Origin of the sequence: Desulfovibrio sp. ZJ746, assembly GCF_011039155.1 — a bacterium.
Lineage (GTDB): Bacteria > Desulfobacterota > Desulfovibrionia > Desulfovibrionales > Desulfovibrionaceae > Desulfovibrio.
In genome coordinates this window covers 98,606-124,962 of record NZ_JAAKEK010000007.1, presented here as the reverse complement: position 1 = coordinate 124,962, position 26,357 = coordinate 98,606, and the positions used below count along the sequence as shown (strand labels likewise).

The following is a 26,357-nucleotide window of genomic DNA, read 5'->3' as shown; positions in this document are numbered from 1 at the left end:
CCCCTAGTTGGCCTGGTTGGCGGCGCGCTCAGGGGCGCGGAGCTTGTGGCAGGTTGTGCAGTCGGTATTGCGCGGCCGCGCCACCTTCATGTCCTTGTGGCAGCTCATGCACTGGAGGTGGAAAGCCGCCATGAGCGCCGGACGCTGGGGGGTGGCGGGGTCGATGGCCGGGCTGTGGCAGCTCGCGCACTTGGGCGGCGTGGCCGAAGCGGGGCTGTTGTGGTGGCAGGTCACGCAGAGGGTGGCCGGCTCGGTGTGGAAGGCCGAGGCGAGCTTGTTCTCCGTGATGCGGCCCATGAGCGAGAGCACATGGCTCTTGTGGTTGAACACGCAGGGCTCATACTTGCCCGCAAGCGAGTCGATGACCACCTTCTGCGGGGCCTTGGTGGCCTTCCAATAGGTGACCATCTTGCGCGAAAGCTCGGTCTCGGTGGCGAGCTGCTCGTTGCGGCGCTCGGGGAGGGTTCCGGCGATGCCCTGCTGCATGTCCTCGGCCGTCATGGACTTGGTGACCGTGTGGCAGACGGTGCACCAGGCCTCGTTGCGGGCATTCCTGACAAGCGTGGTGTGGCAGCCGGCGCAGTCGCGCTGGGTGATCTGCTGCGAATGGCAGCTCACGCAGCTAGCGGGCTTGGTATCCGTGCGGGGCGCGATCTTGGTGGCGTGCATGGCGTCATACAGGGTGATGTTGGCGCCCTCGAGCTTGCCCTCCTGCGTGTGGCAGGTGGTACAGGCCACGGCGTCACCCGTGTGGTGGCAGACGATGCAGTCTTTCCCGGTGCGCTCCATCCATTTTTCATGGACCACATGGTTGAAGGTCACGGGCTGCATGGCCGCGGCCTTGGGATTGGCCTTGGCGCCCACGGGGAAGATGACGATGGCCGAGGGCGCGCCGCTGTCCGTGGGCTCCAGGGCGGCAGGGGCCGCTCCGGGAGCCGGGGGACATGCCGCGAACGCCAGGAGCGTGACCGCCAGCAGAAAAAGAGTTGTGCCGTTTCTCATGCGCTTTTCCTTTTGCAACAGAGACCACGATATGCACCGCCCGCGACGCCGCGCCGCGGACGCACCCCGGAAGGAATTTCGTATCAGGTCAACGGTAGCCCACAGAAAGGATTACGTCAAGGCGGCGGCGCAAAGCGGCGCGCTTGCTCCCGAAGGGCCGGGGCGCGGCGTTTCAGGCGCCTTTTTGCCTCTCAAGGAAGCGTCGCGCGCCCGAAAGCAGCTCCCCTTCCGCGCCCTCGGCTGGCACAAAGACCGCCTCGGGCCGGGCGCGGTACCACGTGAGCTGGCGCTTGGCGTAGGCCCGGGTATTGGCGAGCCAGCGGGCCCGGCACTCGCCAAGGCTTGTCAGGCCCGTGAGATGGTCCAGCAATTCGGCGCAGCCGATGCCCGACCAGCCGGGCAGGCGCGCGCCCTCAGCCGCTGAGGGCGTGCGCGCGAGGGCCGCGCGGGCCTCCTCCACGGCGCCGGCTTCCAGCATGGCGTCGAGGCGCCGACCAAGGCGCGGGGCGAGCCAGTCGAGCGCAGCGTCGAGCACGAAGAGCGGGCCCGAGCACAGGGGCGCGCTCATGGCGTGCCCGTGCCACCAGCTGAAAGGCTTGCCCGTGCCTTGAAGCACCTCGAGGGCGCGGAGGATGCGTTGGCGGTCGCGCGGGTGGATGCGGGCGGCATAGGTCGGGTCGGCGCGGGAAAGTTCCGCATGCAGGGCCTCGGGCCCGCTTTCGGCGAGCCGGGCTGCGAGGCCCCGCGCCACCTCTAGCTCGATGGCGGGGATGGCGGCCATCCCCCTGAGCAAGGCCTGGAAATAGAGGCCCGTGCCGCCCACGAGCAGGGGCACGCGGCCGCGCGCCCATACTTCGCGGGCTTTCGCCGCCGCCATGTCGGCCCAGCGGCCGGCGCTGATCTTCTGCTCCGTGGGGAGAAAACCGTAGAGATGGTGCGGGGCCAGGGCGCGCTCTTCCGGGGAGGGCTGGGCCGTGATGAGCGGAAAATCGGCATAGACCTGGCGCGAGTCCGCATTGATGATCTCGCCGCCGAGCTCCCGCGCGAGAAGGAGGGCCAGCGCCGTCTTGCCGGCGCCCGTGGGGCCGGCGAGGCAGATGACCGGGCAGGGGGCGCCGGCCGGCGCTGCTGCCGGCATGCTCAGGCGCCCGAGGGACTGTCGGGGCTCTTGGGGCCGAAGCCGCCGTGGGGCGCGCCGAGGCAGGGCGTGCCGCGGCGCACCGCTCCCTCCTGGTACTTCTCCGCAAGCGCGAGGCGCACGTTCTCCGGCACCAGGCCCTTCACGTCCGCGCCCTGGCTCGCCGCGGACTTGATGATGGTGGAGCTGATGTAGAGCCACTGGTAGTCGGTCATCATGAAGACCGTCTGGATGTGCGGCCGGAGGCGCCGGTTCATGAGCGCGAGCTGGAACTCGTACTCGAAGTCAGACACGGCGCGCAGCCCCCGCAAAATGGCGCAGACGCCGAGCTCGAGCGCGCAGTCAACGGTGAGGCCGGTGAAGGGCATTACTTCCGCGCCTTTCACGTGGCGCAAGGCCTCGGCCGCGAGGGCCACGCGCTCAGAAAGCGTGAAGAGCGGATTCTTGGGAGTGGTCTCGGCCACGGCCACGATGATGCGGTCAAAGACCTCGAGACCCCGGCGGATGAGGCTCAGGTGCCCATTGGTCAGGGGATCGAAGGTGCCGGGATAGAGCGCGGTCTTCATGCCGAAGGCTCCGATGCTGTCCAGATGTTGATGACGGTCTGCCCGAAGCGGCGCGAGGCGATCGGCTCGAGGCCGGGGATGGGCGCAAGCGCCAGGCCTTCCTCCACTTCCGCCGTGACGAGCGCGCCCGGCGCGAGCCAGCCATCGCCGGCCAGCGCCGTGAGCGCCTGCTGCGCGAGCCCCTTGCGGTAGGGGGGATCGAGGAACACGAGGTTAAAGGGCGCGCCCGGCACCGTCCCGGGGGGGCGCCGCAAAAAGCGCAGGGCGTCCTCCCGGATGACGCGCGCGCGGTCTTCCACGCCCAGGGCCGCCACATTGGCCTCGAGGGCGCGCAGGGCGTTCTGCGCGTTTTCCACGAGCACGGCCTCGGGCGCGCCCCGGCTCAGGGCCTCGAAGGCGAGGCTGCCGCTGCCCGCGAAAATGTCGAGCACACGCGCCCCTCCCATGTCCGCGCCACGGGCCTCGAGCATGGAAAACAGCGCCTCGCGCGTGCGGCCCATGGCCGGGCGGCAGCCTTCGCCCGCGGGCGTGGCCAGCCTGCGGCCCCCGAATGCTCCCGCAATGACGCGCACGGCTACAACCGTCCGAGCAGGCGCGTGAGCTCGCCATCCAGCCGGGCCAACGCTTCGGAAAGCTCCCCCTGGTCGTCCCGTGGGGGCGCCGCCGTCCTTTCCCTGAGCAGGGCCAGCTTGCGCTCAAGCTCGCCCGTGAGGGCCGCGAGGTCCACGGGCGGGCGCGCCTCCTCGTGGCGCTCCACGCCGGCCACGCGGCCGCCTTCGAGCGCCAGTTGTTCGAGATAGTCCGGCACGAGCGGCGTGATGCCAAAGCGTTCCCTGATAAGGGCGCCGAGGGCCGCCTGGGCCTTTGGCTCGCCGTGGACGAGCACCACCTGCGGGCGCCGGGCGCCTGCCTCGCCAGCGAGCGGCGCGAGCCAGTCGAGCAACTGGCTCTGGCCCGCGTGCCCGGAAAAGCCATTGATGGTGAAGATGCGCGCGGCGCAGGCCACCTCCTCGCCGAAGAGGCGCAGGCTGGTGGCCTTTTCCACAAGCCTGCGGCCCGGCGTGCCCTGCGCCTGGTAGCCCACAAAGACCACGCTGGCCCCGGGGCGCCAGAGATTGTGGCGCAGGTGGTGGCGGATGCGGCCGGCATTGCACATGCCGCTTGCGGAAATGACGATGGCCGGCCCGTCGAGGGCGTTGATGCGCATGGATTCCTGCGCGCTGAGCGTATAGTTGACGCGCGCCATGAAGGCCGCCGCGTCCGCGTCGTGGTAGAGGGCGCGGGCCGCCTCGTCAAAAAGCTCGCCGTGGCGGGTGAAGATCTCCGTGGCGCGGATGGCGAGCGGGCTGTCGAGAAAGATGGGCATGTCGTCCGGCAAGCCGCCGCCGCGCCAGACATTGAGCAGGCAATAGAGCACCTCCTGCGAGCGCTCCACCGCAAAGGCCGGGATGATGACTTTTTCGCCGTGGCCGTGGGCCCAGGCGATGGCGGCCGCGAGCTCAGCCTCGCTTTCGCCCTCGTTCTTGTGGTTGCGGTCGCCGTAGGTGGATTCCATGAACACATAGTCTGCGGCGGGCGGCGTTTCCGGGTCGCGCACGATGAGCGCATCGGGCCGGCCGATGTCGCCGGAAAAGATGAGGCTCGTTCGCGCGCCGCCTTCCTTCACCTCAAGGCGCACGGTGCCGGAGCCAAGGATATGCCCCGCGTCGTGAAGCACGGCGCGCACGCCAGGCGCGGGTTCAAAAGGCGCGTGGTAGTCCACCGGGCGCAGGAGTGCCGCGGCCTTGCGCGCGTCCTCCACCGTATAGAGCGGCGCGGGCGGATGCTTGAGGCCGCGGCGGCGAAATTTTTTGGCCTCGCGCTCGGCTTCCATCTCCTGGATGTGCGCGCTGTCCTCCAGCATGACGCCGAGCAGATCGGCCGTGGCCGTGGTGCAGTAGACGGGGCCCTTGAAGCCGTTGGCCGCGAGCGCCGGCAGAAGGCCCGCGTGGTCCATGTGGGCGTGCGTGAGGATGACGAAATCGAGGGCGCGGGGCCGGTAGGGCGCGAGGTTGCGGTTGCGCGCCTCGATGGCGCGGTTGCCCTGGTGCATGCCGCAGTCAATGCAGAAGCGCGAGCCGCCAGCCTCGATCATGTGGCAGGAGCCCGTGACTGTGCGCGCCGCGCCGAGAAACAGGATCTTCATCGTGCCTCCTCCCGCTTCGGGCGCAGCAGGGGCGCCCGGCGGCACAGTACCTGCGGAAAACGCCGAAATCAAGGGAAGATGGGGAAAGGGGACGGTGCGGCACGCCGTGCAGGCCGGCCTAGACGCGGTAGGTGACGATATTGTCGTAAAAGTCGAAGCCGATCTGCGCGAGGGAGATGGTGCGATCCACGATATGGAAATTGGCCATTTCGGTCATGGGCCGCGGCTTGGCGCGCTGCGGGTCGGCGAGGTGGTAGTGCGCCTCGTCGCCCCCGCGGGCCGAGCTCGCCATCTGTAGACAGACGACCTCTATGGGCGTAACCATGCCAGCCTCCGTGAACTTCGCGCCGCATGCCGGCGCGGAAGAACGGCCACGGCGTAAAACTAGCGCAGTTCCGCGCAAAAGGAAAGGAGGAGGGCATGGCAAAGGATGGGCAGGCGGCCGCGGTACGGGTCCGGCCCTTTGCGCCGGCGGACCTCGCCGCCATGCGGGAGATCTGGAACGAGGTGGTGGACGCGGGGCAGGCCTTCCCGCAGGAGGAGCGCCTCACGCCCGGGGAGGCGGCGGATTTCTTCGCCGCGCAAAGCGCCTGCGGCGTGGCCGTGGACGGCGCGGGCCGCGTGCTCGGCCTCTACATCCTGCATCCCAACAATGTGGGCCGCTGCGGGCATATCGCCAACGCGAGCTATGCCGTGGCCGGGCACGCCCGCTGGCGCGGCGCGGGCTGCGCCCTTGTGCGCGCGAGCCTTGAAGAGGCCGGGCGACTCGGCTTCCGCATCCTCCAGTTCAACGCCGTGGCCGTGGACAACGCGCCGGCGCGGCGGCTCTATGAAAAACTGGGCTTCACGCCGCTCGGCACCATCCCCGGGGGCTTTCGCCGCCCCGGCGGGGAGTATGTGGATATCGCCCTTTACTGGCATGCGGTGGGGGAAGTGAAACCAGCGGGATATTAAATTTCAGTCTGCTCGCCAGTTGGTGTTTAGCCATTGGCGTTGTGTTAGCCACATATTGGCGGCCTGAACGGCATGCTCTTGGAAATTGGTAAATGCGAGATTCGTGGGATAGATGCGGTCATTTTGCGGTAAGTGGGAGAACACATACATCCCGTGCCAGCCGTTGCCAGAAAATTTTTCAGTACCCCCGTTTACCATCTCGATAAATTCAGGGAGGCGCAAAAAGTCGCCGTTCAGAACAAATATGGTGCTCCAGAAAAAATCATTCATTGCTTGGATTGAAGGTTCCCGATCTCCCTTGACCCTTTCGCGAATGCTGGTCTTGCACTGGATGCACCCGAAGCAATAATTTTTGTCCTTCTCGGGCGACACGATTGCGTACAAATCAAAAGTGCCCCTCTTCATTCTCTCGAATATCTCAATATCTCGAGAGGCATTCGTGAGGGAACCAGTCCTTAGCATCTCTGTGAGGTCTCGTTGAAGAACGATCTTTATCTTATGCGGGCTAAGAGCTTCAGTAGCTTTTGATTTGATAATTTCTTCATATGCGTGTCCACTTGATTTTATCCAGCTTTGATGAGAGCTTACAATTTTTCCGATGACATCTAGATTATCAACACCACTTTTTAATTTTACATGGGACACATATATGGCATCCCATAGCTGGTGTGGTTCCACGTCAGGGTATTCGGTCACTGCCTCTGCAAAGGACTGCTCAATGGCCTTTTTTCGGGCCTCAATAGCTGCTTTCTCCATCTGTTGCTGTGAAAGATGTCTCGCGCCTACTATTCTGGCGAGTTCACGCGTACTGTAACGGAGATACAGTTGGGAACAGAATTTTTTTAGGTCAACGGGCATTCGTCTCCCACCAGTAATTTTTTCAGATACCTTCCCCACGCATACGCAAGCAGCGGCGGAACGGCGTCGCCAATCTGTTCGTATTTGTCCTGCACCTCGCGGTTGATATGGGGGACGATGAATGGCCCCCCGGCAAAATCATAACAATCAGGAAAGGATTGGAGCCTTGCGCATTCTCGAACGGTGAGCGCCCTATTTTTGAAGGGATGAACCATCTCATCAAGACAGTGGCTCGTGACTGTCGGCGCGGCTTCACTTGGCACAAGACGATAGTTTCTTTGGATGTACCACTTTTTGGGGAGTATTCTCTTCGCTTGGAGTTCTGCCCTTTTATCGCCGATGAACCTGTCAAAAAGGTCTTTCAGGTTCTCCCCCTGCTTGAGGAGAGCGAAACGCTCCAAAGTGCAATCCCTGTGTTTCATCGGCGTCTGGTAGGATACAGTATCGGTCACGCCCCTACCCAGCTTCCAGAAGGACTCGTCGCGCATGAGATTGGCATAGGCTGAACATTTTCCCCTGTACTCCCGTCCCTCGTTACTGGAATTTGGCAGAATGTCAGGAAGACCCGACAAAGCCTGTGCGACCGTCACGTTCTTTTTAAAAGTTGTTTGGGGGAGGGAAAATTTGACATCCTTCTCGCGTGACGCGAGAAGAAAAAAACGCTTCCTTCGCTGGGGGACTCCGTAGTCGAGTGCATTGAGCAGGAAACGAGCTTGCATAGGGTATCCGGCTTCCTCAAGCTCCCGCTCAAGCACCTCTACTACGAGTTCTCTTGAATTCTTTTTTATTTTTTTTGAAGTAATGGCGGGTACATTCTCAAAAAGGATGACTCTGGCATTGACCATGCGCGCAATGCGGATTCCTTCTCGGAATAAAAACTGTCTGTCATCGTAGAAAGATCTGGAGGTATTCCCGGCAGTAGAAAAAGTCTCGCAAGGCATTCCGGACGTGACGATGTCAATACCTCTTTCGGGCACAAGTGGAAGTAACCTCTCGGGACCGATGTTGCGGATATCATCATGGAGGACTACAACTTCAGGATGATTGGCTGAATATGTATCCACGCAGCTTTTGACTTGCTCAATTGCAGCGATGGTGCGTATGCCCGCAGCTCGGAATCCGGTGCAGATTCCGCCAGGACCAGAAAAGCAATCGATATGGGTTATAGGATTATCATCCATGAACTGCAACCTGTATCTAGTTGAGAAGGGAAGAAAATATGATTGCCTCAAAAGTTTGGTTCAGCGTATCTCCATCCGAAGTAAATAAGTACATAAATGACGGAAGAGTTCAAAAAATGTTTCGCTGGGTTATTAAATTGCTAATACTGCTGTCTAGCCCGCGAATGAAGACGTGTTTTCGAGCGCGTAATATCCTCACATTTGTAATATCGTAGAAATGAGAGAGACGAAATTCGGTGATTGATGAAACGAGGTGTCCTATACACCCCGTACCTACTCCATTGGCAGCCGAGAAGGTGCGGCGCCTGCAAAAAGCGAAGCCTCTTCGGTGAGGGTAGGGCAGCTCCGTGCGCGATGTGTTATATAAAATTGAGTTTACACAAACGAGAGCAACTTAGCAAGACTACGCAAGGCCGAGCAGCCGCGAGGCGAGCCCCGCGATGTCCGTCTGCCGGGTGGGGAGCGGCGCCTCCGCCGGCGCGCCCACGAGCCAGAAGGGCACGCGCCGGGCGGCATCCGAAGGGTCGGCGTGGCTCGCGTCCGCATCCATGCCGTGATCGCTCGTGACCATGACGGTGGCGCCCCACGCGAGCCAGCGGGGGAGGGCGGCTGCGAGCAGGCTGTCGGCGGCGCGCACGGCTTCGCGGTAGGCGCGCGAGCCCGCGCCGTGGGCATGGCCCGCGAAGTCGATGCCCATGCTGTGCACGAGCAGGAGGTCGGGCGCGAATTTCAGGAGCAGGGCCTCGGCGTCGCGGAAGAGCTCAGCGTCGGGATAGGCGTCCTCGCTGTAAAAAAGTCCGTGGCTGATGGGAAGGCGCGCATCGTCGCAGAGGCGGTCGCGGGCGGGCTCGAAGGGCGCGCGGTTGCAGAGCTCGCTCATCCAGTGGTAGGCGGCGGCCGCCGTTGTGAGCCCGGCCTCCCGCGCGCGGGCAAAGAGGGTCGGCGCCGGGGAGGGGCGGGCGTCCTCGTTGCGGACGATGCCGGTCTCCAAGGGCGCCATGCCGGTGAGCAGGGTGGCGTAGAGCGGCCGCGAGAGCGGCGGCAGTTCCGCCATGAGCTCCGTGTGCCGGGCCGCGCCGCTTTCGGTGAGCGCGGCCATGTAGCTCATGTGGCGCCGTGCCGTCGCGGCGGCGAGGCCGTCCAGCAGCACGAAGACGAGGCGGCTCACCAGTCGCCCCTGCCGGCGTCCGGCAGCGCATCGCGGCCGGGAAAGCGCAGTTCGGGCGCGAGCGCGCGCAAGGCCGTCAGCGTGACGCCCTCCACGGCGAAGTGCTTACGCAGCCAGCGGCAGAAGCTGAAGATCTTTTCGAGCGCGGCCGTGGCCGCGGCCTCGTCCGGCACATGGGGCGAGCCCCCGGGCAGCATCTCGGACGAATGCCAGAAAAGCCCGAGCACCTTGCCGCCGCGCCGCACATGGAGCCATGTGGCGAGGCGCATGGCGCTTGCCCCGTGCCAGAAGGGATTGGCGCTGAGCGCCCCGAAAAAGTGGAAGCGGTCGAGCCCTTCGCGCCGGCGCCCGGCAAGGCCGTGCCAGAGGCGTTCCAGGCCCGGCACGAGCGGCACCTGCGTTATGGGCGCCTCCAGGAGGGGCCTCTCCGGCGCGCCCTCCACCCAGTAGGGGTCGGCCGGCGCGAGGAAGTGGTCCGGCCCGCCAGCGAAGGCGCGCAAGGGGCACACCGAGCTGTCAACCAGAATGCCCTCTTCCGCGAGCAGGGGCCGAAGCTCCGCCTTGAGGTCCCAGCGGCCCATGCGGAAGCTCGTGAGCGGCGCGCCCTGGAAGTCGCGCCCTGCGGCAAGCAGGGTGCGCAGCCTCTGGCGCAGGAGCTCGCGCGGGAGGAGGTGGGTGCGCATGGGTGCCCCCGACACCCCCGCTTGGGGCGACCCGTCAAAAGGCGGGGTGCTCCAGTGGTGGAGGTGGGCGCCGATCTCCGCGCCGTGGCGGTCGCGCATCTTTTCCAGCACGGCGCGGGCGGCCGCCGAGGCGAAGACCGTGTAGGCGCAGAAGAGCGTGAGCGGAAAGCCGAGCTCGTCCGAAAGGGGCGCGAGCTTCGGCAGGAGCGCCACGTTGCTGACGCCGCAGCCAGTGGCGGCGTAGGTGCCGCAGAAAAGGCCCTCCTCCTCCACGTCGAGGCTGATGACCACGCGCAGGGGCGGCTTGAGGCCGGCGGCGCCGGCGGCGGGCGGAGCTTGGGCAGGCATGGGCCGACTTTAACGCGGGCCTTGCGCCAAGGCAATGCCCCGGCGCTTTGCAAGCGGGGCCCGATGGCGTATGGTTGGGCGGTGTCGCCACGCCGGCGACGGGAGAAACGATGCCCGAGCCCTGCTCCGTCCTGTTCCTCATGGAAGACCTCTGTTACGGAGGCACCCAGCGCCAGACCCTCGAGCTGGCGAAGCGCCTTGACCGGGGGCGTTTCGCGCCGTCCATGCTCATGCTCACCGGCCCCACGGACCTCGACGCCGTGGCGGCCGGCGCGGAAATCCCCCTCCACTATCTGGGCACCGGCCGGGGCGTGGCGAGCCTCTTCTTTCTCAGGCTCGGGCCCGCGCTCAAGCGCCTTGCGCCGGACATCCTCGTGCCCTGCACGGCGCTGCCCAATATCTGGGGGCCCATCTGGGGGCGGCTGCTCGGCTTGCCGGCCATCGTGGGCACCTGCCGGGGCGGCGGCGCGCTCCGGCGCCAGCACGAGCGTTTTCTCTGGCGCCTCTGCGACCACCATGTCTGCAATTCGCTCGCGCTGGCGGAGGGGCTGCGCAAATTGGGCGAGCCCGCCGGCCGCATCAGCTATATCCCCAACGGCGTGGATACCGAGCGCTTCCGCCCCGCGCCCGAGCCACCCTCGGCGCGGCCCCCGCTGATCCTCTGCGTGGCCAGGCTCGCGCAGGACAAGGGCCACCTCACCCTGCTGCGCGCCTTCGCCATCGTGGCGCGCGAGGTGCCCGAGGCGCGCCTGCGCCTCGTGGGCGACGGCCCGCAGGAGGCGCAGCTGCGCATGCTCGTCGGCACCTTCGGCCTCGAGGAGCGCGTGGAATTCGTGCCCGGAAGCCCCGATGTGCGCGAGCATTATGCTGAGGCGCGCATCTTCGCCCTGGCCTCGGTGCGCGAGGGGCAGCCCAATGTCATCCTCGAGGCCATGAGCTGCGGCTTGCCCGTCTGCGCCACGGCCGTGGGCGGCATCCCGGGCCTCGTGGAGAACGGCGTGACCGGCCTGCTTTCCCCGGCGGGCTATGCCGAGGCCTTGGCGGCATCCCTGTTGCGCCTGCTCGGCGAGCCGCCCCTGGGCGACGCCCTCGGGCGCGCGGGGCGAGCGCGCGTGGAGCGGGATTTTTCCTTCGCCGCCATGGTGGGGGCGCATGAGGAACTGTTCGACCGCCTGCACAGGACGCGGCGCGGCGAACGCGAGGAGGACGACGCATGAAGCGCGGGATCATCCTTTCTGCCGCGGCCTTGCTGTGCGCCCTCTGCGGCGCCGCCCCCCTGTGGGCTGCCGGGGCGCAAAAGACCATCACGAGCGGCCCCGGCGAAGTGACGGAACTCTGGACGGGCAAGGTGCTCAGCGCCACCTTCCGCGCGGGCATGTGCTTCGGGGCGGACGGCAGGGCGCGCGGCGTGCTGATCCTGCGCCATGCCAACGGCCAGGAAGACCCGTACCACCTCTACGGCACCATCCACGCCAATGCCTTCGACCTCACGCATTCCTCAGGCCATTCCTTCACCGGGCGCATCACGGGCCCGCGCAGCATGGAAGGCCGGGTAAAGCTCAAAAACGGCCTTACCCTCAACCTCGAGGGCGAGCGCACCCTCGATGTGCCCCTGGCGGCGGAAGACTGCGCGCCGCTTGCCCCCTGACCCGTCGCAGAAGCCGCGCCCCCGTCGCCGGCGCCCCTTTGGGGAGGAGCCATGACAGTAGTGTTGTTCATCGTGGGCCTTGTCCAGTGCGGCCTTTTGTTCCTGCTCACGGGCACGGGCGCCAAGCTGGCGCGCCGGGCGAGGAAAGAGCGGGAGGAAGCCCGCTATGTGCCCCACGGCGGCTGGCCGCGCGTGGCCATGATCATCCCCGCCGCGGGCAATGACCCGCGCATGGAAGCCGCGCTGAAAAGCCTGCTGGAGCAGGATTATCCGCACCTGCTCCCGGTGCTCGTCACTTCCGGCGCGGACGACCCGGCTGCGGACATCATCCGGCGCCTGAAAGAGGACTATCCATCCCTCAGGCACGTCATCGCCGGCGAAGCGAAGGACTGCGGCCAGAAAAACTGGAACAGCCTCGCGGGCGTGGCCGCCGTGGGCGACGCGGCGGACATCTACATGTTTTGCGACAGCACGCACATGGCCGACCCGGAGTTCGCGCGCTGCCTCGTGGGGCCGCTCGCGCGCAACGAGGCGGCCTTCAGCACCGGCTATCACGAGGTGGAGCCGCGCGACCACGGCCTCGTCACCCTGGGTTATGCCCTGAGCGTGCTGCTCATGCGGCTGTTGCAGGGCCTCTCCGCCTTCACCCAGCCCTGGGGCGGCGCCATGGCCATGACCCGGGCGGCCTTCGAGCGCTATGGCGTGGCGAGGCTCTGGGCCTCCACCGTGGTGGACGACTGCTCGCTCGGGGCCATGCTCGAGGCGCGGGGGGTGCATGTGAAGCTGTGCGCGGCCGCGCTGTTGCGCACCACGGCGCACAGGCACGCCTTCGGCACGTGGCGGGCGTGGATGGACCGGCAGGTGCTCTTCCTCAAGTTCTGCATGCCGGGCCAGTGGCTCCTGCTCGGGGTGTTCGCCGCGCTCATGCTGGCGCCCACCCTGTGGGCCGGCTTCACCTTCTGCCGCGACCTTGTCGGGCGCGGCGGCGGCACCGGGCCCTTCCTCGCCTTGCTCTGGCTTTTGCTGCTTGCCGGCACGCTCTCGGGGTGGCGCCGGCTCGTGCCCGTGCGCGTGCCGCTCGGGCGCTGGCTCGGGGCCTTTTTCCTGGCGTCGGGGCTTTTCGGCTGGGTGTATCTCAGGACCATCCCGGCCAGGACCATCACGTGGCGGCACATGGTCTACCTCGTGGGGCGCGGCGGCGTGCTCCTCGGCATGCGCCGCCGGGGGTAGGCGCGTTGCCGCATGCGCCGGCGCCGTTTTGACAGGCGGCGCCCAAGGCCGTACATTGGGCCTTCCGGGGGGCACCCGGAAGGCGCCGGGTGTCGCACGCCGTCCACTCCCGCCGGAGGAGCCGGAGCTTTCCATGATCGTCATGTCGGACCTTTTTCGCGTCAGCCTCAGGCAGGTTGTGCGCCAGCGCGGTTTCGGGGTGATCCTGTCCATCGCCCTGGGCATCACCGCCTTTATCGTGCTCTCCGTGCTGGGCCGCGAGATCCGCTACAAGGTCGGGCAGGACATGGTGCTCATGGGCGGCGTAAATGTCATTCAGGTCTATATGGACGACGCGGCCTATCCCGGCCAGCCAAGGCGCGAGTTCTATCCCGAGACCGTGGAGGCGCTCAGAAAACTCCCGGGTGTGGGCATGGTGAGCCGCAACCTGCGCGGCGGCCGCGCCTTCGATCTCAGGACATCGGGCGAGCGCAAGATCCACATGGATTTCATCGGTGTCGACCAGTATTTCGCCGATGTCTATTCCCTCACGCTCGTGGCGGGGCGCTTCTTCGACACCTCGGATATCGAGCGCCGGCGGCGCGTGGCCATGCTCGGCCGCGAGGCCTCGCTCATGCTCTACAAGAAGCCGGAAGAGGCCGTGGGCAAGCTGCTCATCCTCGGCAAGGACGTGTTCGAGGTGGTGGGCGTGGTGAGCGGCGTCATGCTCGGGAGCTGGGGCCGCGGCGGCTTCCTGCCCTATACCGTCATGGTCGACCGCAACTGGGTGGGCGGCAAGGTGGACAGGCTCTTCATCCGCGCCATCGGCTGGGAGGATGTCTCCCCGCTCGTCAAGCTCATCCCCAAGGTGGTGCGCGAACACCAGTCCGCGCCGCACATGGTCATCCGCACCCAGGAGGAGCAGCTCGACCGCATCCAGACGACCTTCATGTGGGTGGAGGCGCTGCTCTGGCTCGGCATCGTGGCCTCGCTCATGCTCGGCGGCTTCGGCATCTGGTACGGCACCTTCGCGGCGGTGCGGGCGCGCACCCGCGAGGTGGGCCTCAAAAAGGCCATGGGCGGCGCGGACGCAGACATCCTGGCCCAGTTCCTCGCCGAGGCGCTGTGCAAGTCGCTGGCGGGCGGCGTGCTCGGCATCCTCCTCGGCGTCATCATCGTGGAGGTGGGCTCCTGGGCGCTGGGCACGGGCATTTCTTACCCGCTGCTGCTCGCAAGCAGCGTGGGCAGCATCCTTTTCTCCGCCCTCATCGGCGTGGCGGGCGGCCTCTACCCCGCCATCCAGGCCAGCCGCATGGACGTGGTCTCGGCCCTGCGCTTTGAATGAAAGGGTGAAGCATGGCACCAGTCATCATCGCCAAGGATCTGTACAAGTGCTACGCGGGTTTCGCGCCCGTGCTGCGTGGCGTGAGCCTCGAGGTGGAGGCCGGGGAGATGGTGGCCATCATGGGCCCCTCGGGCTGCGGCAAGTCCACCATGCTCCACATCCTGGGGCTGCTCCACGCCCCGGACGCGGGCTCGCTCACCATCCTCGGCACGGACGTGCTCAAGCTCACCCGCGAGCAGACGGCGGCCTTCCGCCGCGGGAACCTGGGCTTCGTCATGCAGTCGAGCAACCTTTTCGAGCATTCCACGGTGTTCGAGAACGTGGAATTCCCGCTCATCTATGAAAAGGTGCCCCCGCAGGAGCGCTGGGAGCGCGTCATCAGGGCGCTCGAGCTCGTGCGCCTTTCGGCCCGCGTGCACTACCGCAGCAACCGGCTCTCCGGCGGCGAGCAGCAGCGCGTGGCCATCGCGCGCGCCATGGTCAACAACCCGCGCATCCTGCTCGCGGACGAGCCCACGGGCGCGCTCGACGCCAAGACGAGCCGCCTCATCATGGACAATTTCCGCGCGCTCTGCCATTCAGGCGGCGTCTCCATGGTCATGGTCACGCATGACCCCAAGATGGCCGAGTTCTGCGACAGCGTCTATACGCTGGAGGACGGCATCCTCCACTGCCGCAAGCACGAGCTCGCCGACCTCAAGGAGGGCGCCACCAAGAGCCTGCTCGCCGCGCCAGACCCCATCGTGCGCGGGGCGCTCGTGGCCGAGCGTTTTCCCGAGCCTTCGGGCCAGTGCCTCATGGAGATCGCCCACCATCTGCATGCGGCCGGCCTGCTCTCGCGCATCTATGCCATCAGGGGCAGCGGCCTGCTCGGCAACCCGGCGGGCTATGCCCTGCCGCTCGCCGTGCGCCGCATCGGCCTCTGGCATGCGCCGGCGGCGCTCGGGGCGCTGGTGAGGCGCGCCCGGGCCTCGCAGTCCCTGTGGTCACTGTGGCGGCACATGCCCCATTCCCGCTGGGGGCGCGGCTTTTTCGCCCAGGTCTGGGCCTTTGCCTGCGGCACCCTGCTCGCCCGCTGGGGCCTCCAGGAGCGCATCGAATTTTTCTACGCCTCGGGGGCCGGCAACCAGGCCACGGCCAGCCTCGTTGCGGCGCGCCTGCTCCGGCTGCCCTTCGCTTTTTCCGTGCGCGCGCAGGATCTCTCCCTCAACGGCGCGGACTGGGCCGTCAAGGCGCAAGAGGCCGTCTTCGTGCGGTGCGACACCGAGGCCGTGGTCCGCGCGCTGCGCGAACGCCTGCCCGGCCTTCCCGCGGACAAGATCGTCCTTTTGCGCGACCCGCTGACCCTCACGCCCCCCGAGGAAGAGGTGGAGACCATCCCGACGCCGGCGGGCAGCGCGCCCGAAGCTGTCAAGCCGCTGGAACTGCTCGCCGTGGGCACCATCGCCCCGCGCAAGGGCTATGACCTGCTCTTGCGGGCCTGCGCGCGGCTGAAACAGGCCGGCATCGACTTCCGCCTGGCCATCGTGGGCCAGGGGCCCGCGCGGCTCAAGCTGCGCTGGCTTTCGTGGCGGCTCGGGCTCAGGCGCCTCGTGCGTTTTGCAGGGGAGGTGGCCCATGAGAAGATGGCCGAGACCTACCGGCATACGGACATCTTCGTTTCGCCCGGCATAAAGACGCGCAAGGGCGAGATGGACGGGCTGCCCTCGGCGCTCGCCGAGGCCATGGCCTTCGGCATCGCCGTGGTGGTGAGCGACCTGCCGGGCCAGCTCGAAGCGGTGGAAAACGGGGTCACCGGCCTCGTGGTGCCGCAGAATGATGTGCCGGCGCTGGCGCAGGCGCTGGAGCGCCTTGCCAAAGACCCTGAGGAGCGCAAGCGCCTGGGCGCCGCCGCGCGCCAGCGCATCCACGCCCTGCTGGACGCGCAGGCGAGCGAGGAGAAGCTCAAGGAGCTGTTCATCGAGGCCGCGCGTTCCGCCGCCCGGGCCAAGGAAGGGGCCGGCGCGGCGCCCGGGGGTGCGGAAACGTCCGCGGCAGCCGGCGCAGGCGCCCCCGCAAACGCCCCCGGCGAAGTGGCGACGTCCGCCCCCGTGGGAGGCTCCCCCGGCAAGGGCAGGCCGCCCGCGAAAAAGGGGCGCTGATGGACTTTTCGGGCACGGCCATCCTGGTGGCGGGCGATGTCATGCTCGACCGCTATCTCGCCGGCGACGTGGCGCGCATCTCGCCCGAGGCGCCCGTGCCCGTGGTGCGCCTCGAAAAGCGCTGGAGCGTGCCGGGTGGCGCGGGCAACGTGGCCCGCAACCTTTCGCGGCTCGGCGTGGCCGCGCGGCTGGTGGGCCTTGTGGGGGACGATGCCGAGGGCCGCACCCTGCGCGCGGCCGTGGCGGCCGAAGGCATCGAGGACGCCCTGGCCCTCTCGCATGACCGCGCCACCACCAGCAAGACGCGCATCCTCGGGCATGGCCAGCAGCTCCTGCGCCTTGACGAAGAGCGCGTGACGCCCCTCACCCCCGCCGAGCTCGAGCCCCTGCGCGCGGCCGTGGCGCGGCTCTTGCCGGGCTGCGGCGCTGTCATCATTTCGGATTACGGCAAGGGCGTCTTCCTGCGCCGCGAGGATGGCGCAAGCCTCTGCGCGGACATCATGGCGCAGGCCAAGGCAGCGGGCGTCCCCGTGCTTGTGGACCCCAAGGGGAAGGACTGGTCGCGCTATGCGGGCGCGGCCTGCGTGACGCCCAACACGGCGGAATTCCTCGAGGCCTGCGGGCTCACCCCCGCCGCGCGGCCGGGTGGCGCCGAGCGCCGCGAGCTGGCCGAGGGGCTGTGCGGGAAGTACGGCTTTGCGCGGCTTTTGCTCACGCGCGGCCCCCGGGGCATGATCCTCTACACCCCCGGCGAGGAGCCTGTGCGCATCCGCGCGGCCGTGCGTGAAGTGGCGGACGTTTCCGGCGCGGGCGATACGGTGATCGCGGCCCTTGCGGCCTGCGTGGCCGGGGGCCTCGGCTGGGCCGAGAGCGCCGCGGTGGCCAATGCCGCCGCCGGGGTGGCCGTGGGCAAGGCCGGCACCGCGCCGGTTGCCCTGGCCGAGCTCAACGAGGCCCTGCGGGAGGGCATGGACAATCCCAAGCTCTTCGCGCTTCCGGCGCTCAGGCACAAGCTGGAGGAATGGCGGCGCCGCGGCGAGCGCATCGTCTTCACCAACGGCTGCTTCGACCTGCTCCACCCCGGGCACATCTCCCTTTTGCGCCAGGCCGCGGCCCTGGGCGACCGGCTGGTGGTGGGCCTCAATGCGGACGCCTCGGTGCGCCGGCTCAAGGGGCCCGAGCGCCCCATCCAGAACGAGACGAGCCGGGCCTTGCTGCTCGCGGCGTTGCAGGCCGTGGACGCGGTGGTGCTCTTCGGCGAGGACACGCCGGAGCGCCTCATCCATGAGGTAGCCCCGGACGTGCTCGTCAAGGGCAGCGACTACCGGGTGGAAAATGTGGTCGGCGCCGACTTCGTGCTCGGCCGCGGTGGCGAGGTGCATCTCGTGGACCTTGTGGACGGCTGCAGCACCACGGGCCTCGTGCGCAAGATGCGGCCCGCGCAGGGCGGCGACGCGGGGGGCGGCGCCCATGCCTGAGGCCGGCGTGCGCCATCTCATCGCCGCCGACATCGGGGGCACCAATTGCCGGCTGGCGCGCTTCGCGCTCGGCCCGGACGGCCGGCTCGCGCGCGAGCATTCGGCCTGGCTGGAGAGCCCGGATCTCTGCACCACCGAGCACCTGCTCGCCGCGCTGGAGCGCGAGCTTGAGCTGCATCCGGCCCGGGCGGACGCCACGGTGCTCGCCATCGCGGGGCCCGTGCATGACGGCCTCACCGGCGGCCTCACCAACGGCAGCCTCAGGGTGGACTTGCGCCCGCTGGCCGCGCGGGGGCAAGGCGTCTACCGCGTCATCAATGACTTTGTGGCCCAGGCTTGCGCCTGCCTCACGGAACTCGGCGACGAGGCGCGCCTGCTCTGGCCCGTGCCGCCTGCCCCTGGCCCCTTGCGCGCGCCGCGCGCGGTCATCGGCGCCGGCACCGGCCTCGGCGTGGCCTGCCTCTACCCGCTGGACATGGCAGTCGCCGGCGCCGGGGGCTGGCTCGTGGCGCCCTCGGAGGGCGGCCACATGGCCTTCCCTTTCGCGGGCGCGGAGGAGAACGCCTTTCATGAATTTTTGTGCACGGCGCTCGGTCTCGCCGTGGCGGAAGGGGACGACGTGCTCTCCGGCCGCGGCCTCGCGCTCCTGCACGAATTCCTCACCGGCGAGCGGCTCACGCCCGGCGAAGTGGGCCGCAAGGCCCTCTCGGCGCCCTCGCCGACCTTGAGCTGGTACGCCCGCTTCTACGGGCGCGCCTGCAGAAACCTCATGCTTTCCTGCCTCTCCACGGGCGGCCTGTGGATCGCCGGGGGCATCGCCGCCCGCAATCCCCTCTGCGTGGGCAGCCCGGAGTTTTTCGCCGAGCTCTTCGCCGAGCCCTCCTTCGCGCACTGGCTCCGGGAAATCCCGGTGCGCCTCATGGAAGACGACGAGAGCGGCCTCTGGGGCGCGGCCCAATATGGCCGCATGCTGCTCGAGCAGCCCTCCTCTACTTCCGCCACGCCCGCACGACACAGCTGACGGCGAACCAGGCGCAGGCCACGAGCACCACCGTGGCGCCGCTCGCCGTGGCGAGCCACTCCTGCGCGGACAGGAGCAGGCCCGCCGCGCCCGAGCTCACGCCCACGACCACCGACCACCAGAACATGCCCCCCGCGCTCCTGGCGAGGTTGCGCGCCGTGGCCGCCGGCACCACGAGCAGGGCCGTCATGAGCAGCACGCCCACGGCCCGCACCGAAAACATGACGACAAGCGCCAGCACGGCGGCGAAGAGATAGTTCCAGAAGGCCGTATGGATGCCCTCGACCCGTGCGGTCACCGGGCTCAGGGCCATGGCGAGCAGGCGGTTCCAGCCCATAAGCTCGAAGAGCAGCAGGAGGCCGAACAGCACGGCCAGCGCCGCCATTTCGCCGTCGCCCACGGTGAGGATGTCGCCGTAGAGGAATTGCCCCATCTGGCGGCCGAGGCCGCTGGCCCGGCTCACCACGGCGAGGCCGAAGGCCACCACGGCCGAAAAGATGATGCCGATGGCCGTATCCGCCGAGAGCCCGCTTGAGCGCTGCACGGCCATGACCGCGATGCCCACGAGCACCCCGAAGACAAGCATGGCCGTCTCCGGCGGCGCGCCGAGGATGAGCCCGAGCGCCACACCGGCGAAGGCCGAATGGCCCACGGCGTCCGAAAAAAAGGCCATGCGGAAGAGCGTCACCTGCACGCCGAGCATGGAGGTCATGGGCGTGAGCAACAGCAGCGCGAGCAGCGCGCGGCGCATGAAGCGCGGCTCGAGGCATTCAAAGGGCAGCACGGAGAGGGCGTCGCACGCGGCGGCCAGCAAGGATGTCATGGGGCGCTCCCGTCGCCAAGGCCCACGGGCAGCCGCCCCCGGTGGCCAGGCGCCGAAAGGGCGCCGCATTGCGGGCAGCCGGGGGCATCGAGGTCGCACTGGTCGGGATAGAGGTGGATGGGCACCCCGAAAAGCGAGAGCAGGAGCCGGGCGGTGAGGGTTTCGCGCGGGGGGCCCTGGGCCAGCATCCGCCCGTCAAGGCAGATGACGTGGGTGGCGTAGTGGGCCGCCAAGGGCAGGTTGTGGCTCACCATGATGAGCGTGAAGCCGCGCTCGCGCCGGGCCGCGTCCAGCACTTCCCAGAACAGGCGCTCGCCGTGCACGTCCACGCCGGCCTCGGCCTCGTCGAGCACGAGCAGGTCAGGGTCGTGCCCGAGGGCCGCGGCGAGGAGCACGCGACGCAATTCGCCGCCCGAGAGATCGCCCAGGCGCTGCCCCTCAAGGTCCGCCGCGTCCACGGTTTCGAGCAGGGCGCGCCCGCGCAGGCGCGCGCCGGCCGATACCCCGAGCCAGAGCGGGCGCCGCTGGGCTCCGAGCGCGAGAAATTCGCGCACGGTGAGCGGCAGCCCGCGTTCCACCACCAGTTGCTGCGGCACATGGGCCACGCGCTGCCCGCCCTCGAGGACGATGCGGCCGCTGTAGGCCCGCTCGCCCAGCAGGCAGTGGAGCAGGGTGGTCTTGCCCGCGCCGTTGGGGCCCATGAGCACGGTGGCGCCGCCCGCCGGGGCCACGGCGTCCACATCTGCAAGGATGGTGCGGCCGCCGGCCACGACGCCCACATGCTCGAAGCGCACCGCCGGCGCCGTGAGGCAGACCGTCTCTTTCCGGGGCTCAGGGAACATCGAAATACCGCCGCAGGGTCCCGGCATTGGCGCGCATGGCGCGTTCATAATAGTCGAGCGGCGCGTCCGCCGGGCCCGAGGCCACGGGATCGAGCAGGGCGAAGGGCACGCCGCTCTCGGCCGAGAGCAGTTCCACCGCGCGGTCGGGGGCCGGCGGCTCCCCGGCGATGAGCACGGGCGCCTCGGCCTTCAGGCGCCGGGTCAGGCCATGGAGCTGCGAGGCGGAAAGCGCCGAGCCCTCATCGCCCGCCCTAAGCACGGCCAGGGTTTCGAGGCCGGCTTCGTGGGCGAGGTAGGCGAGGTCGTCATGCTGGAGCACGATGCCCTTGCGCGGCGCGGCCTTGCCGATGGCCGCGAGCGTGCCGGCCACGGCCTCGAGCCTGCCGGCGAAGGCGGCGGCATTGGCGCGGTAGGCTTCGGCGTGGGGCGGGTCCAGCCGGGCGAGGCCTTCGCCGATGGCGCGCGCCATGAGCGCGGCCTGCGCCGGCCCGGCGAAGATGTGCGGATTGACCCCGGGCGAGCCGTGGTCATGCGCGTGGTCATGGCCGTCATCATGCCCGTGGCCGGCCTCTGCGGGGGCGGGCAGCGGGTCGGCGCCGCGGCTCGCGTCGATGACCGCATGTTCCTTGTCCAGCGCGCGCAGCGGCTGGCTGAGAAATGCCTCGAGCCCGAGGCCGTTGATGACGATGGCCCGGGCTGCGGCCAGCTTGCGCAGATCGGCCGGGCTCGGCGTGAACTCGTGCGGGCAGCCCGTCTGCGCGGGCACGAACAGCTCCACGCGCACGCCGTTTACCTCGTGGCAGACATTGCGCGTGAAGAGCCACACCGGGAAGGTGGTGGCGAGCACGCGAAATTCGCCAGCGGACGCGGGAGCCGCCTCCGCCGCGCGGGCTCCCTGGCAGGGCGCGAGCGTGAGCAGGCAAATCAGCGCGCAGAGCGCGCTCCAGAGGGGGAAAAAATGGCGGCGCTTCATGCGTTGATCCCGTCCTTTGCCTGCCACTCCCCGAGGGCGGCGGCGATGAAGGCGCAGATGGCGGCATGCTCCTCCTTGCCGTTGCCGGAAACGCGCAGGGGCGCGCCGAAGCGGTAGCGGATGGGCATGCCGGGCTTCACGGGGCCGAGCTCCTTGATTTTTTTGCCCTGGCCCCAGGCGTCGGTCTTGAGGGCCAGCGGCACCAGCGGGGCGCCGGTCTTGCGGGCGAGCTTGACCGCGATGCTGTTGAAGTGCCGCTCGTCAAAGGTGAGCGAGCGCGTGCTCTGCGGAAAGATGACCAGCGAGATGCCCCGGCCGAGCCGTTCCGCGCCGCCGTCCAGCACGGCCGCGAGGTCTTCGCGCGGGTTGGTGCGGCCCACCACGATGGGGTCGCGGGAGCGCATGATGGGCCCGAAAAAGGGCATGGTGACTAGGCTCTCCTTGACCACGAAGGTCACGGGGCGGCGGGGCCGGATGATGCCGGGCAGCATGAAGGTCTCGAGCGTGCTCATGTGGTTGGCCACGAAGATGCAGGGCTCCTCCGTGGCGCTGATGGCGTCCATGCCGTCGATGTCCACCGGGCAGCCCATGCGCTCCATGAGGTCCGTGACCCAGTCGCTCGAATAGGCCCAGGCCGCGTCGTCGCACCGTCCCTGCGCCGCCCTGCGCGAGAGCCAGGCCACCGGCCCGAGGAAGAGCCGGCTGTAAAAGGAGGGGAAGGGCGCCATGCGCGTGACAAGGCCCGGCGTCACGCGCGGGCCGCGGTACGTGTCGCCCGAGCCGTACTTGTTGGGGATGACGCCCTCGGTAAAGGGCGGGAAGGGCGCGGGCGCCACGGGAAAGGCCGGGGCCTCCCCGGGCGCGGCCGCCTCGGGAGCGTGCGTCATGCGGAACCGTCCGGTTTTTTGCGGTTGTGGATCTTTTGCCACCACTGGGCGAGGCGCGGCTCCGCGCCATTGTCGCGCGGCTGGTAGAAGCGCCGGCCGCCGAGCTCGGGCGGCAGGTAGGGCTGCTCCACGAAGGACTCGGGATAGTTGTGCGGATACTTGTATTCCTTGCCGTAGCCCCATTCCTTCTGGAGCGGCGTCGTGGCGTTGCGCAGGTGCAGCGGCACCGGCAGCGGGCCGCCCTGCCTCACCTCGCGCGCGGCGTTGAGATAGGCGGCATAGGCGGAATTGCTCTTTTTCGCCAGCGCGAGATACACCGTGGTCTCGGCGAGGGGGATGAAACCCTCGGGCATGCCGGTGAATTCCACGGCCTGCTGGCAGGCCACGGCCAGCGGCAGGGCCGCCGGGTCGGCGAGGCCCACGTCCTCCGAGGCGGAAAGGATGAGGCGCCGGCAGATGAAGCGCGGGTCCTCCCCGCCCTCCAGAAGGCAGGCGAGGTAATAGAGCGCCGCGTCCACGTCGCTGCCGCGGATGGACTTGATGAGCGCCGAGGCGAGCTCATAATGGCTGTCGCCGTCCTTGTCGTGGCGCACGAGGATCTCGGGGAGCGCCGCGCGCACGGCCTCGGGCCCGCGCTGTTCCCCGGGGAGGGCGGCCACATATTCCACGAGGTTGAGCAGGGTGCGCGCGTCGCCGTTGGCCGAGCCGGCCAAGAGGTCGAGCACGTCCTCGCCGAGTTCCAGCGCGAGCGAGAGCGCGCCGCGCCGCGCGAGCTCCCTGAGCTCATGGCGCCCCAGCGGCCGCAGCCGGAGCACATGGAGGCGCGAGAGCAGTTGCCGCGTGACGCTGAAGGACGGGTTCTCGGTGGTGGTGGCGAGCAGGGTGAGCTCGCCCGATTCCACCAGCGGCAGGAAGAAATCCTGCTGCGCCTTGGAAAAGCGGTGCAATTCGTCGAGAACGAGGATCTCCACCCCGGCGAGCGAGCGGCGCAAATGCTGGAGCCCGGCCTCGGGCGCGGAAAGGCGCAGGTATTTCTTGCCCGTGGATTTGGCGAGGAGCAGCGCCAGGGTGGACTTGCCGCAGCCCGGCGGCCCGAAAAAGAGCAGGCTCGGCAGGCGCGTGGCCTGCATGAGCGAGGCTATGCGCCCGGCGAGGTGCGTTTGCCCCAGAAAGTGCGCCATGTCGTCCGGGCGCAGGCGTTCGGGGAGGGGGCGGTCAACGCTCATGGGAGCGGGCCTTCAGGGCCGTCATTTTGAGGCCCGGCAGTTTCGGGCCCGTTCTTTTCCGGCGCGGGCCGGAAATCCGGCCCCCCCGGCAACTGCGAGGCCCACCAGTGCAGGCCCAGGCAGAGCGCGGCCGCCGTCTCGCAGCGGAGGATGCGGGCGCCGAGGCTCACGGGCGTGAATACGGCTTCGCGCAAGGCCGCAAGCTCCCGGGCGGAAAAGCCGCCCTCGGGCCCGATGACATAGACCGTGAGGCCCGCGCGCCCCGCCATGCCCGGCCCGAGCATGGGGACTCCCTCCTGCCGCTCCCACGGGAGCAGGCGGAAGTCCGCCCCCGCGGCCTGCGCGATGACCCCGCCGATGCCGTCGAAAGCCCGCACTTCCGGGAGCCACGGGTTGCCGCATTGCTTGGCGCCGGCGACGAGCTGTCCGAGCGACGCCGCCGCGGCATTTTCGGGGAGGCGCCCCTGGCTGTGGTCGCCCTGCCAGAGCCAGACGCCGGTGGCGCCGAGTTCCGCCGCCTTTTCCATGAAGAAGCCCCGGCGCACGGCCTTGCTCAGGGCCAGCGCCATGACCGCGCGGGAAGCGGGCTGTGGCTGGAAGCTCCAGCCGAGGAGCGCAAGGCGCGCCTCCCTGCGGCCCACGGCGAGCACCCGGCAGCGCCCGATGCGGCCCTTGCCGTCGAGCAGCAGGGCGGCCTCTCCGGGCTCGAGCCTGAGCACGCGCAGATGCGCGGCCTCCGGGCCATCAATGAGGACTTCCGCCCCCGCAGGCGCCTCACCGTCCGGCCCGGCGGCGGGCCAGCATTGTGGCGCGAGATAGAAACGCGGCAACCCGTCGAACATATCCACGTCCCGCGGGGCCTCGTCGCCTCGGCGCCCCTGCATGGTCCGCCCGCTCACGCCACAGCCTCGCGGGCCTGGCGCTCCTCACAGGCGAGGCGCGACTTGCGCACCGCCCGGAAGCGGTCGAGCAGGGCCACGAGCTTGCCGTAATTCTTGCGGATCTCCTGGCCTGCCGGCGTGAGCGCCGTTTCGGGCACGTCGATATAGGTGCGCGTGAGGTAGCGGTCGTGGAGGATGGTCTCCACACAGGCGATGATGTCGTCCACGAGGTCGGGGAAGAAGTTGACGATCTCGTACTGGAGCTCGTGCAGCAGGGCCACGGCCTCGCGCGTCATGCGCCGGTAGGAGATGCGCTCCCCTTTGTAGAGGCGGTGGCAGATGTCCTCGAGGATATGCACGCGCCTTGCCTGCTGGATATAGCTGAAGCGTGTGCACACCTCCTGGTGGAGGTCGTGCATGGTGTCGAAGATCTCCACATTTTTGGGCGAATACAGGTAGCCCGTCACCACCTTGCTCACCTTGGCGAAAAATTCGTCGCTGTAGCTGATCATCCGGCGCTGGTGCTTGCTGAGCCAGCTGTAGAGGAACTTGAGGCGCTTCTCGTGCGTGTCCGTGTTCTCCACGACCTCGTTGCGCTTGTAGATGATGCGGCCCGTGTATTCGCCGCGCACGATGTCGTTGAGGCGAAGAAACATGTTGCTCGCGTCCTTGATGATGTTGAGGCCGCGCAGTGCCTCGCCGGTGAGCGGGTTGAGCACCTCCTGCGCCGCCACGGAGAGCGCCCTGTCCTGGCGCACGTTGCTCGCGTCGAAGCGGTGCTGCCGGTAGGTGACGCGCAGGATGACCACGCGGCGCCCCGGGTCGAGGAAGAAGCCGTCGCGCCCGATGGCTTCCAGCGCCTCCTCCTGGTCTTCGTCCACGCGCACGAGGGCGATCTTTTCCACCAGCGGATAGCGCCGGTTCTCGCCGTCCGAGGTGTAGGTGGTGAGGGTGCGGTCGCTCTGGCCGAGCACGCGCAAAATGAAGTGCTCGCCCATCTTGTGCAGCTTGCGGGCGAAGAGCGCGCTCGAGGTGCGCCGCTCCGACACGATGGGGAAGCCGTAGAGCTCCATGAGGTATTGGTACACGAACATGCGGTTGCGCTCGTACATCTGGCTGTCGCCGTAGACGAACTTGCCGATGCGGATGCCGAAGCGCTTGAGCTCGCTGTCGATGTCCGACGGGAAGGACGCGAAAACCCCGGCGAGGTGGAAGAGCCTGTCCGCGTCCCACGCGAACACCTGGGCCCTGTCCATCTGGAGCAGGTAGGGGAGCAGCGACGGATAGGACTCCACAAGGCCCGTGTCCACCGAGCGGAACTCCTGCCGGAAGGTGTCCTGCAGGGCGCGGGGCAGGCGCGCGGCCAGCGTCTGGAGGTTCTGCTCCATGACCTGCTGCTCCAGCGGGCAGGAGGCGCCGCCCTCGCCCAGAAGCACGGGATGGAGCTTGTCGAACTGGAAAATCTCGGAAAAGTAGTCGAGCTCGCGCGCAAAGGCCACCATGGCGAAGCCGGGGAGGTCCTTGTATTCAAACATGTCGTTGTCGAAGGAGGGCAAAAGCTCGCGGCCCTCCACAAGGGGATAGTCTTTCAGCTCCTGGTAGGGACGCACGAGGCAGTAGCGGATGTGGACGGCGTCGAGAAAGCGCTTGAGCGAGGCAAGGTCGCGCAGGGCGAGGGCGTCGGAGAGGGTGAAGGCGTCGCGCCAGGGGTGGCCGTCCTTGCTGAATACATCTTGCCAGCGAATCATGACGCGGTATCCGTTGTTTTTGAGTATTTTCCAGTACTAACAGATTTTTCAA

General features: G+C 68.1%; 25 protein-coding genes. 8 read left to right on the top strand and 17 right to left on the bottom strand.

What is annotated here, in order from left to right; all coding sequences use genetic code 11:
• Positions 1 to 3: 3 nt before the first annotated feature.
• From G7Y54_RS11045 to G7Y54_RS11020, 6 genes are all read right to left on the bottom strand, one after another.
• Positions 4 to 1,002 carry a cytochrome c3 family protein gene (locus G7Y54_RS11045; RefSeq protein WP_165079310.1) on the bottom strand — a complete coding sequence of 333 codons (999 nt, stop codon included), beginning with the start codon at positions 1,000 to 1,002 and terminating at the stop codon, positions 4 to 6.
• Positions 1,003 to 1,174: 172 nt separating this feature from the next.
• Positions 1,175 to 2,140 carry a tRNA (adenosine(37)-N6)-dimethylallyltransferase MiaA gene (gene miaA, locus G7Y54_RS11040; protein WP_165079311.1) on the bottom strand — a complete coding sequence of 322 codons (966 nt, stop codon included), beginning with the start codon at positions 2,138 to 2,140 and terminating at the stop codon, positions 1,175 to 1,177.
• A gap of 2 nt (positions 2,141 to 2,142) precedes the next feature.
• On the bottom strand, positions 2,143 to 2,706 hold the full coding sequence (gene coaD, locus G7Y54_RS11035) for a pantetheine-phosphate adenylyltransferase (RefSeq protein ID WP_165079312.1): 564 nt from the start codon (positions 2,704 to 2,706) through the stop codon (positions 2,143 to 2,145).
• Positions 2,703 to 3,278 (bottom strand): 16S rRNA (guanine(966)-N(2))-methyltransferase RsmD, encoded by a 576-nt coding sequence (gene rsmD / locus G7Y54_RS11030; RefSeq protein ID WP_165079313.1) that lies wholly within the window; start codon positions 3,276 to 3,278, stop codon positions 2,703 to 2,705. The genes coaD and rsmD overlap by 4 nt, the downstream gene beginning before the upstream one ends.
• A 2-nt stretch (positions 3,279 to 3,280) precedes the next feature.
• A complete protein-coding gene (locus G7Y54_RS11025; RefSeq protein ID WP_165079314.1) occupies positions 3,281 to 4,891 on the bottom strand; it encodes an MBL fold metallo-hydrolase in 1,611 nt (536 codons plus the stop codon).
• Positions 4,892 to 5,009: 118 nt separating this feature from the next.
• Positions 5,010 to 5,216, bottom strand: a complete 207-nt coding sequence (locus G7Y54_RS11020; RefSeq protein WP_165079315.1) for a hypothetical protein — start codon at positions 5,214 to 5,216, stop codon at positions 5,010 to 5,012.
• Positions 5,217 to 5,311: 95 nt separating this feature from the next.
• On the opposite strand from G7Y54_RS11020, the gene G7Y54_RS11015 reads away from it, so the two are divergent.
• Positions 5,312 to 5,845, top strand: coding sequence for a GNAT family N-acetyltransferase (locus G7Y54_RS11015; RefSeq protein ID WP_165079316.1), 534 nt, complete (start codon positions 5,312 to 5,314; stop codon positions 5,843 to 5,845).
• A 3-nt stretch (positions 5,846 to 5,848) separates the two neighbouring features.
• On the opposite strand, the gene G7Y54_RS11010 is transcribed toward G7Y54_RS11015, so the two are convergent.
• The 4 genes from G7Y54_RS11010 to G7Y54_RS10995 all read right to left on the bottom strand — a co-directional run bounded on the left by G7Y54_RS11010 (position 5,849) and on the right by G7Y54_RS10995 (position 10,083).
• Positions 5,849 to 6,703 carry a BsaWI family type II restriction enzyme gene (locus tag G7Y54_RS11010; protein ID WP_165079317.1) on the bottom strand — a complete coding sequence of 285 codons (855 nt, stop codon included), beginning with the start codon at positions 6,701 to 6,703 and terminating at the stop codon, positions 5,849 to 5,851.
• Positions 6,688 to 7,884 carry a DNA cytosine methyltransferase gene (locus G7Y54_RS11005; protein WP_165079318.1) on the bottom strand — a complete coding sequence of 399 codons (1,197 nt, stop codon included), beginning with the start codon at positions 7,882 to 7,884 and terminating at the stop codon, positions 6,688 to 6,690. The genes G7Y54_RS11010 and G7Y54_RS11005 overlap by 16 nt, the downstream gene beginning before the upstream one ends.
• 403 nt (positions 7,885 to 8,287) lie before the next feature.
• Positions 8,288 to 9,052 (bottom strand): alkaline phosphatase family protein, encoded by a 765-nt coding sequence (locus G7Y54_RS11000; RefSeq protein ID WP_206214954.1) that lies wholly within the window; start codon positions 9,050 to 9,052, stop codon positions 8,288 to 8,290.
• Positions 9,049 to 10,083, bottom strand: a complete 1,035-nt coding sequence (locus G7Y54_RS10995; RefSeq protein ID WP_165079319.1) for a hypothetical protein — start codon at positions 10,081 to 10,083, stop codon at positions 9,049 to 9,051. Before G7Y54_RS10995 ends, G7Y54_RS11000 begins: the two co-directional genes overlap by 4 nt.
• 110 nt (positions 10,084 to 10,193) lie before the next feature.
• On the opposite strand from G7Y54_RS10995, the gene G7Y54_RS10990 reads away from it, so the two are divergent.
• From G7Y54_RS10990 to G7Y54_RS10960, 7 genes are all read left to right on the top strand, one after another.
• Entirely contained in the window at positions 10,194 to 11,300 is a 1,107-nt protein-coding gene (locus G7Y54_RS10990) for a glycosyltransferase (RefSeq protein ID WP_165079320.1), read from the top strand.
• Positions 11,297 to 11,731 carry a hypothetical protein gene (locus tag G7Y54_RS10985; protein ID WP_165079321.1) on the top strand — a complete coding sequence of 145 codons (435 nt, stop codon included), beginning with the start codon at positions 11,297 to 11,299 and terminating at the stop codon, positions 11,729 to 11,731. The genes G7Y54_RS10990 and G7Y54_RS10985 overlap by 4 nt, the downstream gene beginning before the upstream one ends.
• Before the next feature lie 51 nt (positions 11,732 to 11,782).
• Positions 11,783 to 12,961 carry a glycosyltransferase family 2 protein gene (locus G7Y54_RS10980; protein ID WP_165079322.1) on the top strand — a complete coding sequence of 393 codons (1,179 nt, stop codon included), beginning with the start codon at positions 11,783 to 11,785 and terminating at the stop codon, positions 12,959 to 12,961.
• Between the two features lie 133 nt (positions 12,962 to 13,094).
• Complete coding sequence (locus tag G7Y54_RS10975) at positions 13,095 to 14,285, top strand: ABC transporter permease (RefSeq protein WP_165079323.1); 1,191 nt, start codon at positions 13,095 to 13,097, stop codon at positions 14,283 to 14,285.
• An 11-nt stretch (positions 14,286 to 14,296) separates the two neighbouring features.
• The gene (locus G7Y54_RS10970) at positions 14,297 to 16,426 is read left to right on the top strand and encodes a glycosyltransferase (RefSeq protein WP_165079324.1); all 2,130 of its coding nucleotides are present in this window, start codon (positions 14,297 to 14,299) and stop codon (positions 16,424 to 16,426) included.
• Entirely contained in the window at positions 16,426 to 17,904 is a 1,479-nt protein-coding gene (rfaE2, locus tag G7Y54_RS10965) for a D-glycero-beta-D-manno-heptose 1-phosphate adenylyltransferase (RefSeq protein WP_165079325.1), read from the top strand. Before G7Y54_RS10970 ends, rfaE2 begins: the two co-directional genes overlap by 1 nt.
• Positions 17,897 to 18,925 (top strand): glucokinase, encoded by a 1,029-nt coding sequence (locus G7Y54_RS10960; RefSeq protein ID WP_241159460.1) that lies wholly within the window; start codon positions 17,897 to 17,899, stop codon positions 18,923 to 18,925. Before rfaE2 ends, G7Y54_RS10960 begins: the two co-directional genes overlap by 8 nt.
• On the opposite strand, the gene G7Y54_RS10955 is transcribed toward G7Y54_RS10960, so the two are convergent.
• Genes G7Y54_RS10955 through G7Y54_RS10925 form a run of 7 tightly spaced genes read right to left on the bottom strand, consistent with a single transcriptional unit; the run spans position 18,894 to position 26,305 of the window.
• Complete coding sequence (locus G7Y54_RS10955; protein ID WP_165079326.1) at positions 18,894 to 19,748, bottom strand: metal ABC transporter permease; 855 nt, start codon at positions 19,746 to 19,748, stop codon at positions 18,894 to 18,896. The genes G7Y54_RS10960 and G7Y54_RS10955 overlap by 32 nt on opposite strands.
• A complete protein-coding gene (locus G7Y54_RS10950; protein ID WP_165079327.1) occupies positions 19,745 to 20,590 on the bottom strand; it encodes a metal ABC transporter ATP-binding protein in 846 nt (281 codons plus the stop codon). Before G7Y54_RS10950 ends, G7Y54_RS10955 begins: the two co-directional genes overlap by 4 nt.
• Positions 20,580 to 21,563 (bottom strand): metal ABC transporter substrate-binding protein, encoded by a 984-nt coding sequence (locus G7Y54_RS10945; protein WP_165079328.1) that lies wholly within the window; start codon positions 21,561 to 21,563, stop codon positions 20,580 to 20,582. The genes G7Y54_RS10950 and G7Y54_RS10945 overlap by 11 nt, the downstream gene beginning before the upstream one ends.
• Positions 21,560 to 22,450: a lysophospholipid acyltransferase family protein gene (locus G7Y54_RS10940; protein WP_165079329.1), complete on the bottom strand. Its 891-nt coding sequence runs from the start codon at positions 22,448 to 22,450 to the stop codon at positions 21,560 to 21,562. The genes G7Y54_RS10945 and G7Y54_RS10940 overlap by 4 nt, the downstream gene beginning before the upstream one ends.
• On the bottom strand, positions 22,447 to 23,676 hold the full coding sequence (locus G7Y54_RS10935; protein WP_165079330.1) for a replication-associated recombination protein A: 1,230 nt from the start codon (positions 23,674 to 23,676) through the stop codon (positions 22,447 to 22,449). The genes G7Y54_RS10940 and G7Y54_RS10935 overlap by 4 nt, the downstream gene beginning before the upstream one ends.
• Positions 23,673 to 24,575 carry an RsmE family RNA methyltransferase gene (locus G7Y54_RS10930; RefSeq protein WP_241159461.1) on the bottom strand — a complete coding sequence of 301 codons (903 nt, stop codon included), beginning with the start codon at positions 24,573 to 24,575 and terminating at the stop codon, positions 23,673 to 23,675. The genes G7Y54_RS10935 and G7Y54_RS10930 overlap by 4 nt, the downstream gene beginning before the upstream one ends.
• Complete coding sequence (locus G7Y54_RS10925; RefSeq protein WP_165079331.1) at positions 24,572 to 26,305, bottom strand: hypothetical protein; 1,734 nt, start codon at positions 26,303 to 26,305, stop codon at positions 24,572 to 24,574. Before G7Y54_RS10925 ends, G7Y54_RS10930 begins: the two co-directional genes overlap by 4 nt.
• Positions 26,306 to 26,357: the final 52 nt, after the last annotated feature.

Bases quoted from the DNA above. Each gene is read 5' to 3' on its own strand.
- G7Y54_RS10960 (WP_241159460.1), top strand. From the start codon at position 17,897: ATGCCTGAGGCCGGCGTGCGCCATCTCATCGCCGCCGACATCGGGGGC.
- G7Y54_RS11045 (WP_165079310.1), bottom strand. From the start codon at position 1,002: ATGAGAAACGGCACAACTCTTTTTCTGCTGGCGGTCACGCTCCTGGCG.
- G7Y54_RS11005 (WP_165079318.1), bottom strand. From the start codon at position 7,884: ATGGATGATAATCCTATAACCCATATCGATTGCTTTTCTGGTCCTGGC.
- G7Y54_RS11015 (WP_165079316.1), top strand. From the start codon at position 5,312: ATGGCAAAGGATGGGCAGGCGGCCGCGGTACGGGTCCGGCCCTTTGCG.
- G7Y54_RS10955 (WP_165079326.1), bottom strand. From the start codon at position 19,748: ATGACATCCTTGCTGGCCGCCGCGTGCGACGCCCTCTCCGTGCTGCCC.
- miaA (WP_165079311.1), bottom strand. From the start codon at position 2,140: ATGCCGGCAGCAGCGCCGGCCGGCGCCCCCTGCCCGGTCATCTGCCTC.
- G7Y54_RS11025 (WP_165079314.1), bottom strand. From the start codon at position 4,891: ATGAAGATCCTGTTTCTCGGCGCGGCGCGCACAGTCACGGGCTCCTGC.
- G7Y54_RS10950 (WP_165079327.1), bottom strand. From the start codon at position 20,590: ATGTTCCCTGAGCCCCGGAAAGAGACGGTCTGCCTCACGGCGCCGGCG.
- G7Y54_RS10945 (WP_165079328.1), bottom strand. From the start codon at position 21,563: ATGAAGCGCCGCCATTTTTTCCCCCTCTGGAGCGCGCTCTGCGCGCTG.
- coaD (WP_165079312.1), bottom strand. From the start codon at position 2,706: ATGAAGACCGCGCTCTATCCCGGCACCTTCGATCCCCTGACCAATGGG.
- G7Y54_RS10925 (WP_165079331.1), bottom strand. From the start codon at position 26,305: ATGATTCGCTGGCAAGATGTATTCAGCAAGGACGGCCACCCCTGGCGC.
- rfaE2 (WP_165079325.1), top strand. From the start codon at position 16,426: ATGGACTTTTCGGGCACGGCCATCCTGGTGGCGGGCGATGTCATGCTC.
- G7Y54_RS10995 (WP_165079319.1), bottom strand. From the start codon at position 10,083: ATGCCTGCCCAAGCTCCGCCCGCCGCCGGCGCCGCCGGCCTCAAGCCG.
- G7Y54_RS11010 (WP_165079317.1), bottom strand. From the start codon at position 6,703: ATGCCCGTTGACCTAAAAAAATTCTGTTCCCAACTGTATCTCCGTTAC.
- G7Y54_RS10940 (WP_165079329.1), bottom strand. From the start codon at position 22,450: ATGACGCACGCTCCCGAGGCGGCCGCGCCCGGGGAGGCCCCGGCCTTT.
- G7Y54_RS10985 (WP_165079321.1), top strand. From the start codon at position 11,297: ATGAAGCGCGGGATCATCCTTTCTGCCGCGGCCTTGCTGTGCGCCCTC.
- G7Y54_RS10980 (WP_165079322.1), top strand. From the start codon at position 11,783: ATGACAGTAGTGTTGTTCATCGTGGGCCTTGTCCAGTGCGGCCTTTTG.
- G7Y54_RS11020 (WP_165079315.1), bottom strand. From the start codon at position 5,216: ATGGTTACGCCCATAGAGGTCGTCTGTCTACAGATGGCGAGCTCGGCC.
- G7Y54_RS10990 (WP_165079320.1), top strand. From the start codon at position 10,194: ATGCCCGAGCCCTGCTCCGTCCTGTTCCTCATGGAAGACCTCTGTTAC.
- G7Y54_RS10975 (WP_165079323.1), top strand. From the start codon at position 13,095: ATGATCGTCATGTCGGACCTTTTTCGCGTCAGCCTCAGGCAGGTTGTG.
- G7Y54_RS10970 (WP_165079324.1), top strand. From the start codon at position 14,297: ATGGCACCAGTCATCATCGCCAAGGATCTGTACAAGTGCTACGCGGGT.
- G7Y54_RS10935 (WP_165079330.1), bottom strand. From the start codon at position 23,676: ATGAGCGTTGACCGCCCCCTCCCCGAACGCCTGCGCCCGGACGACATG.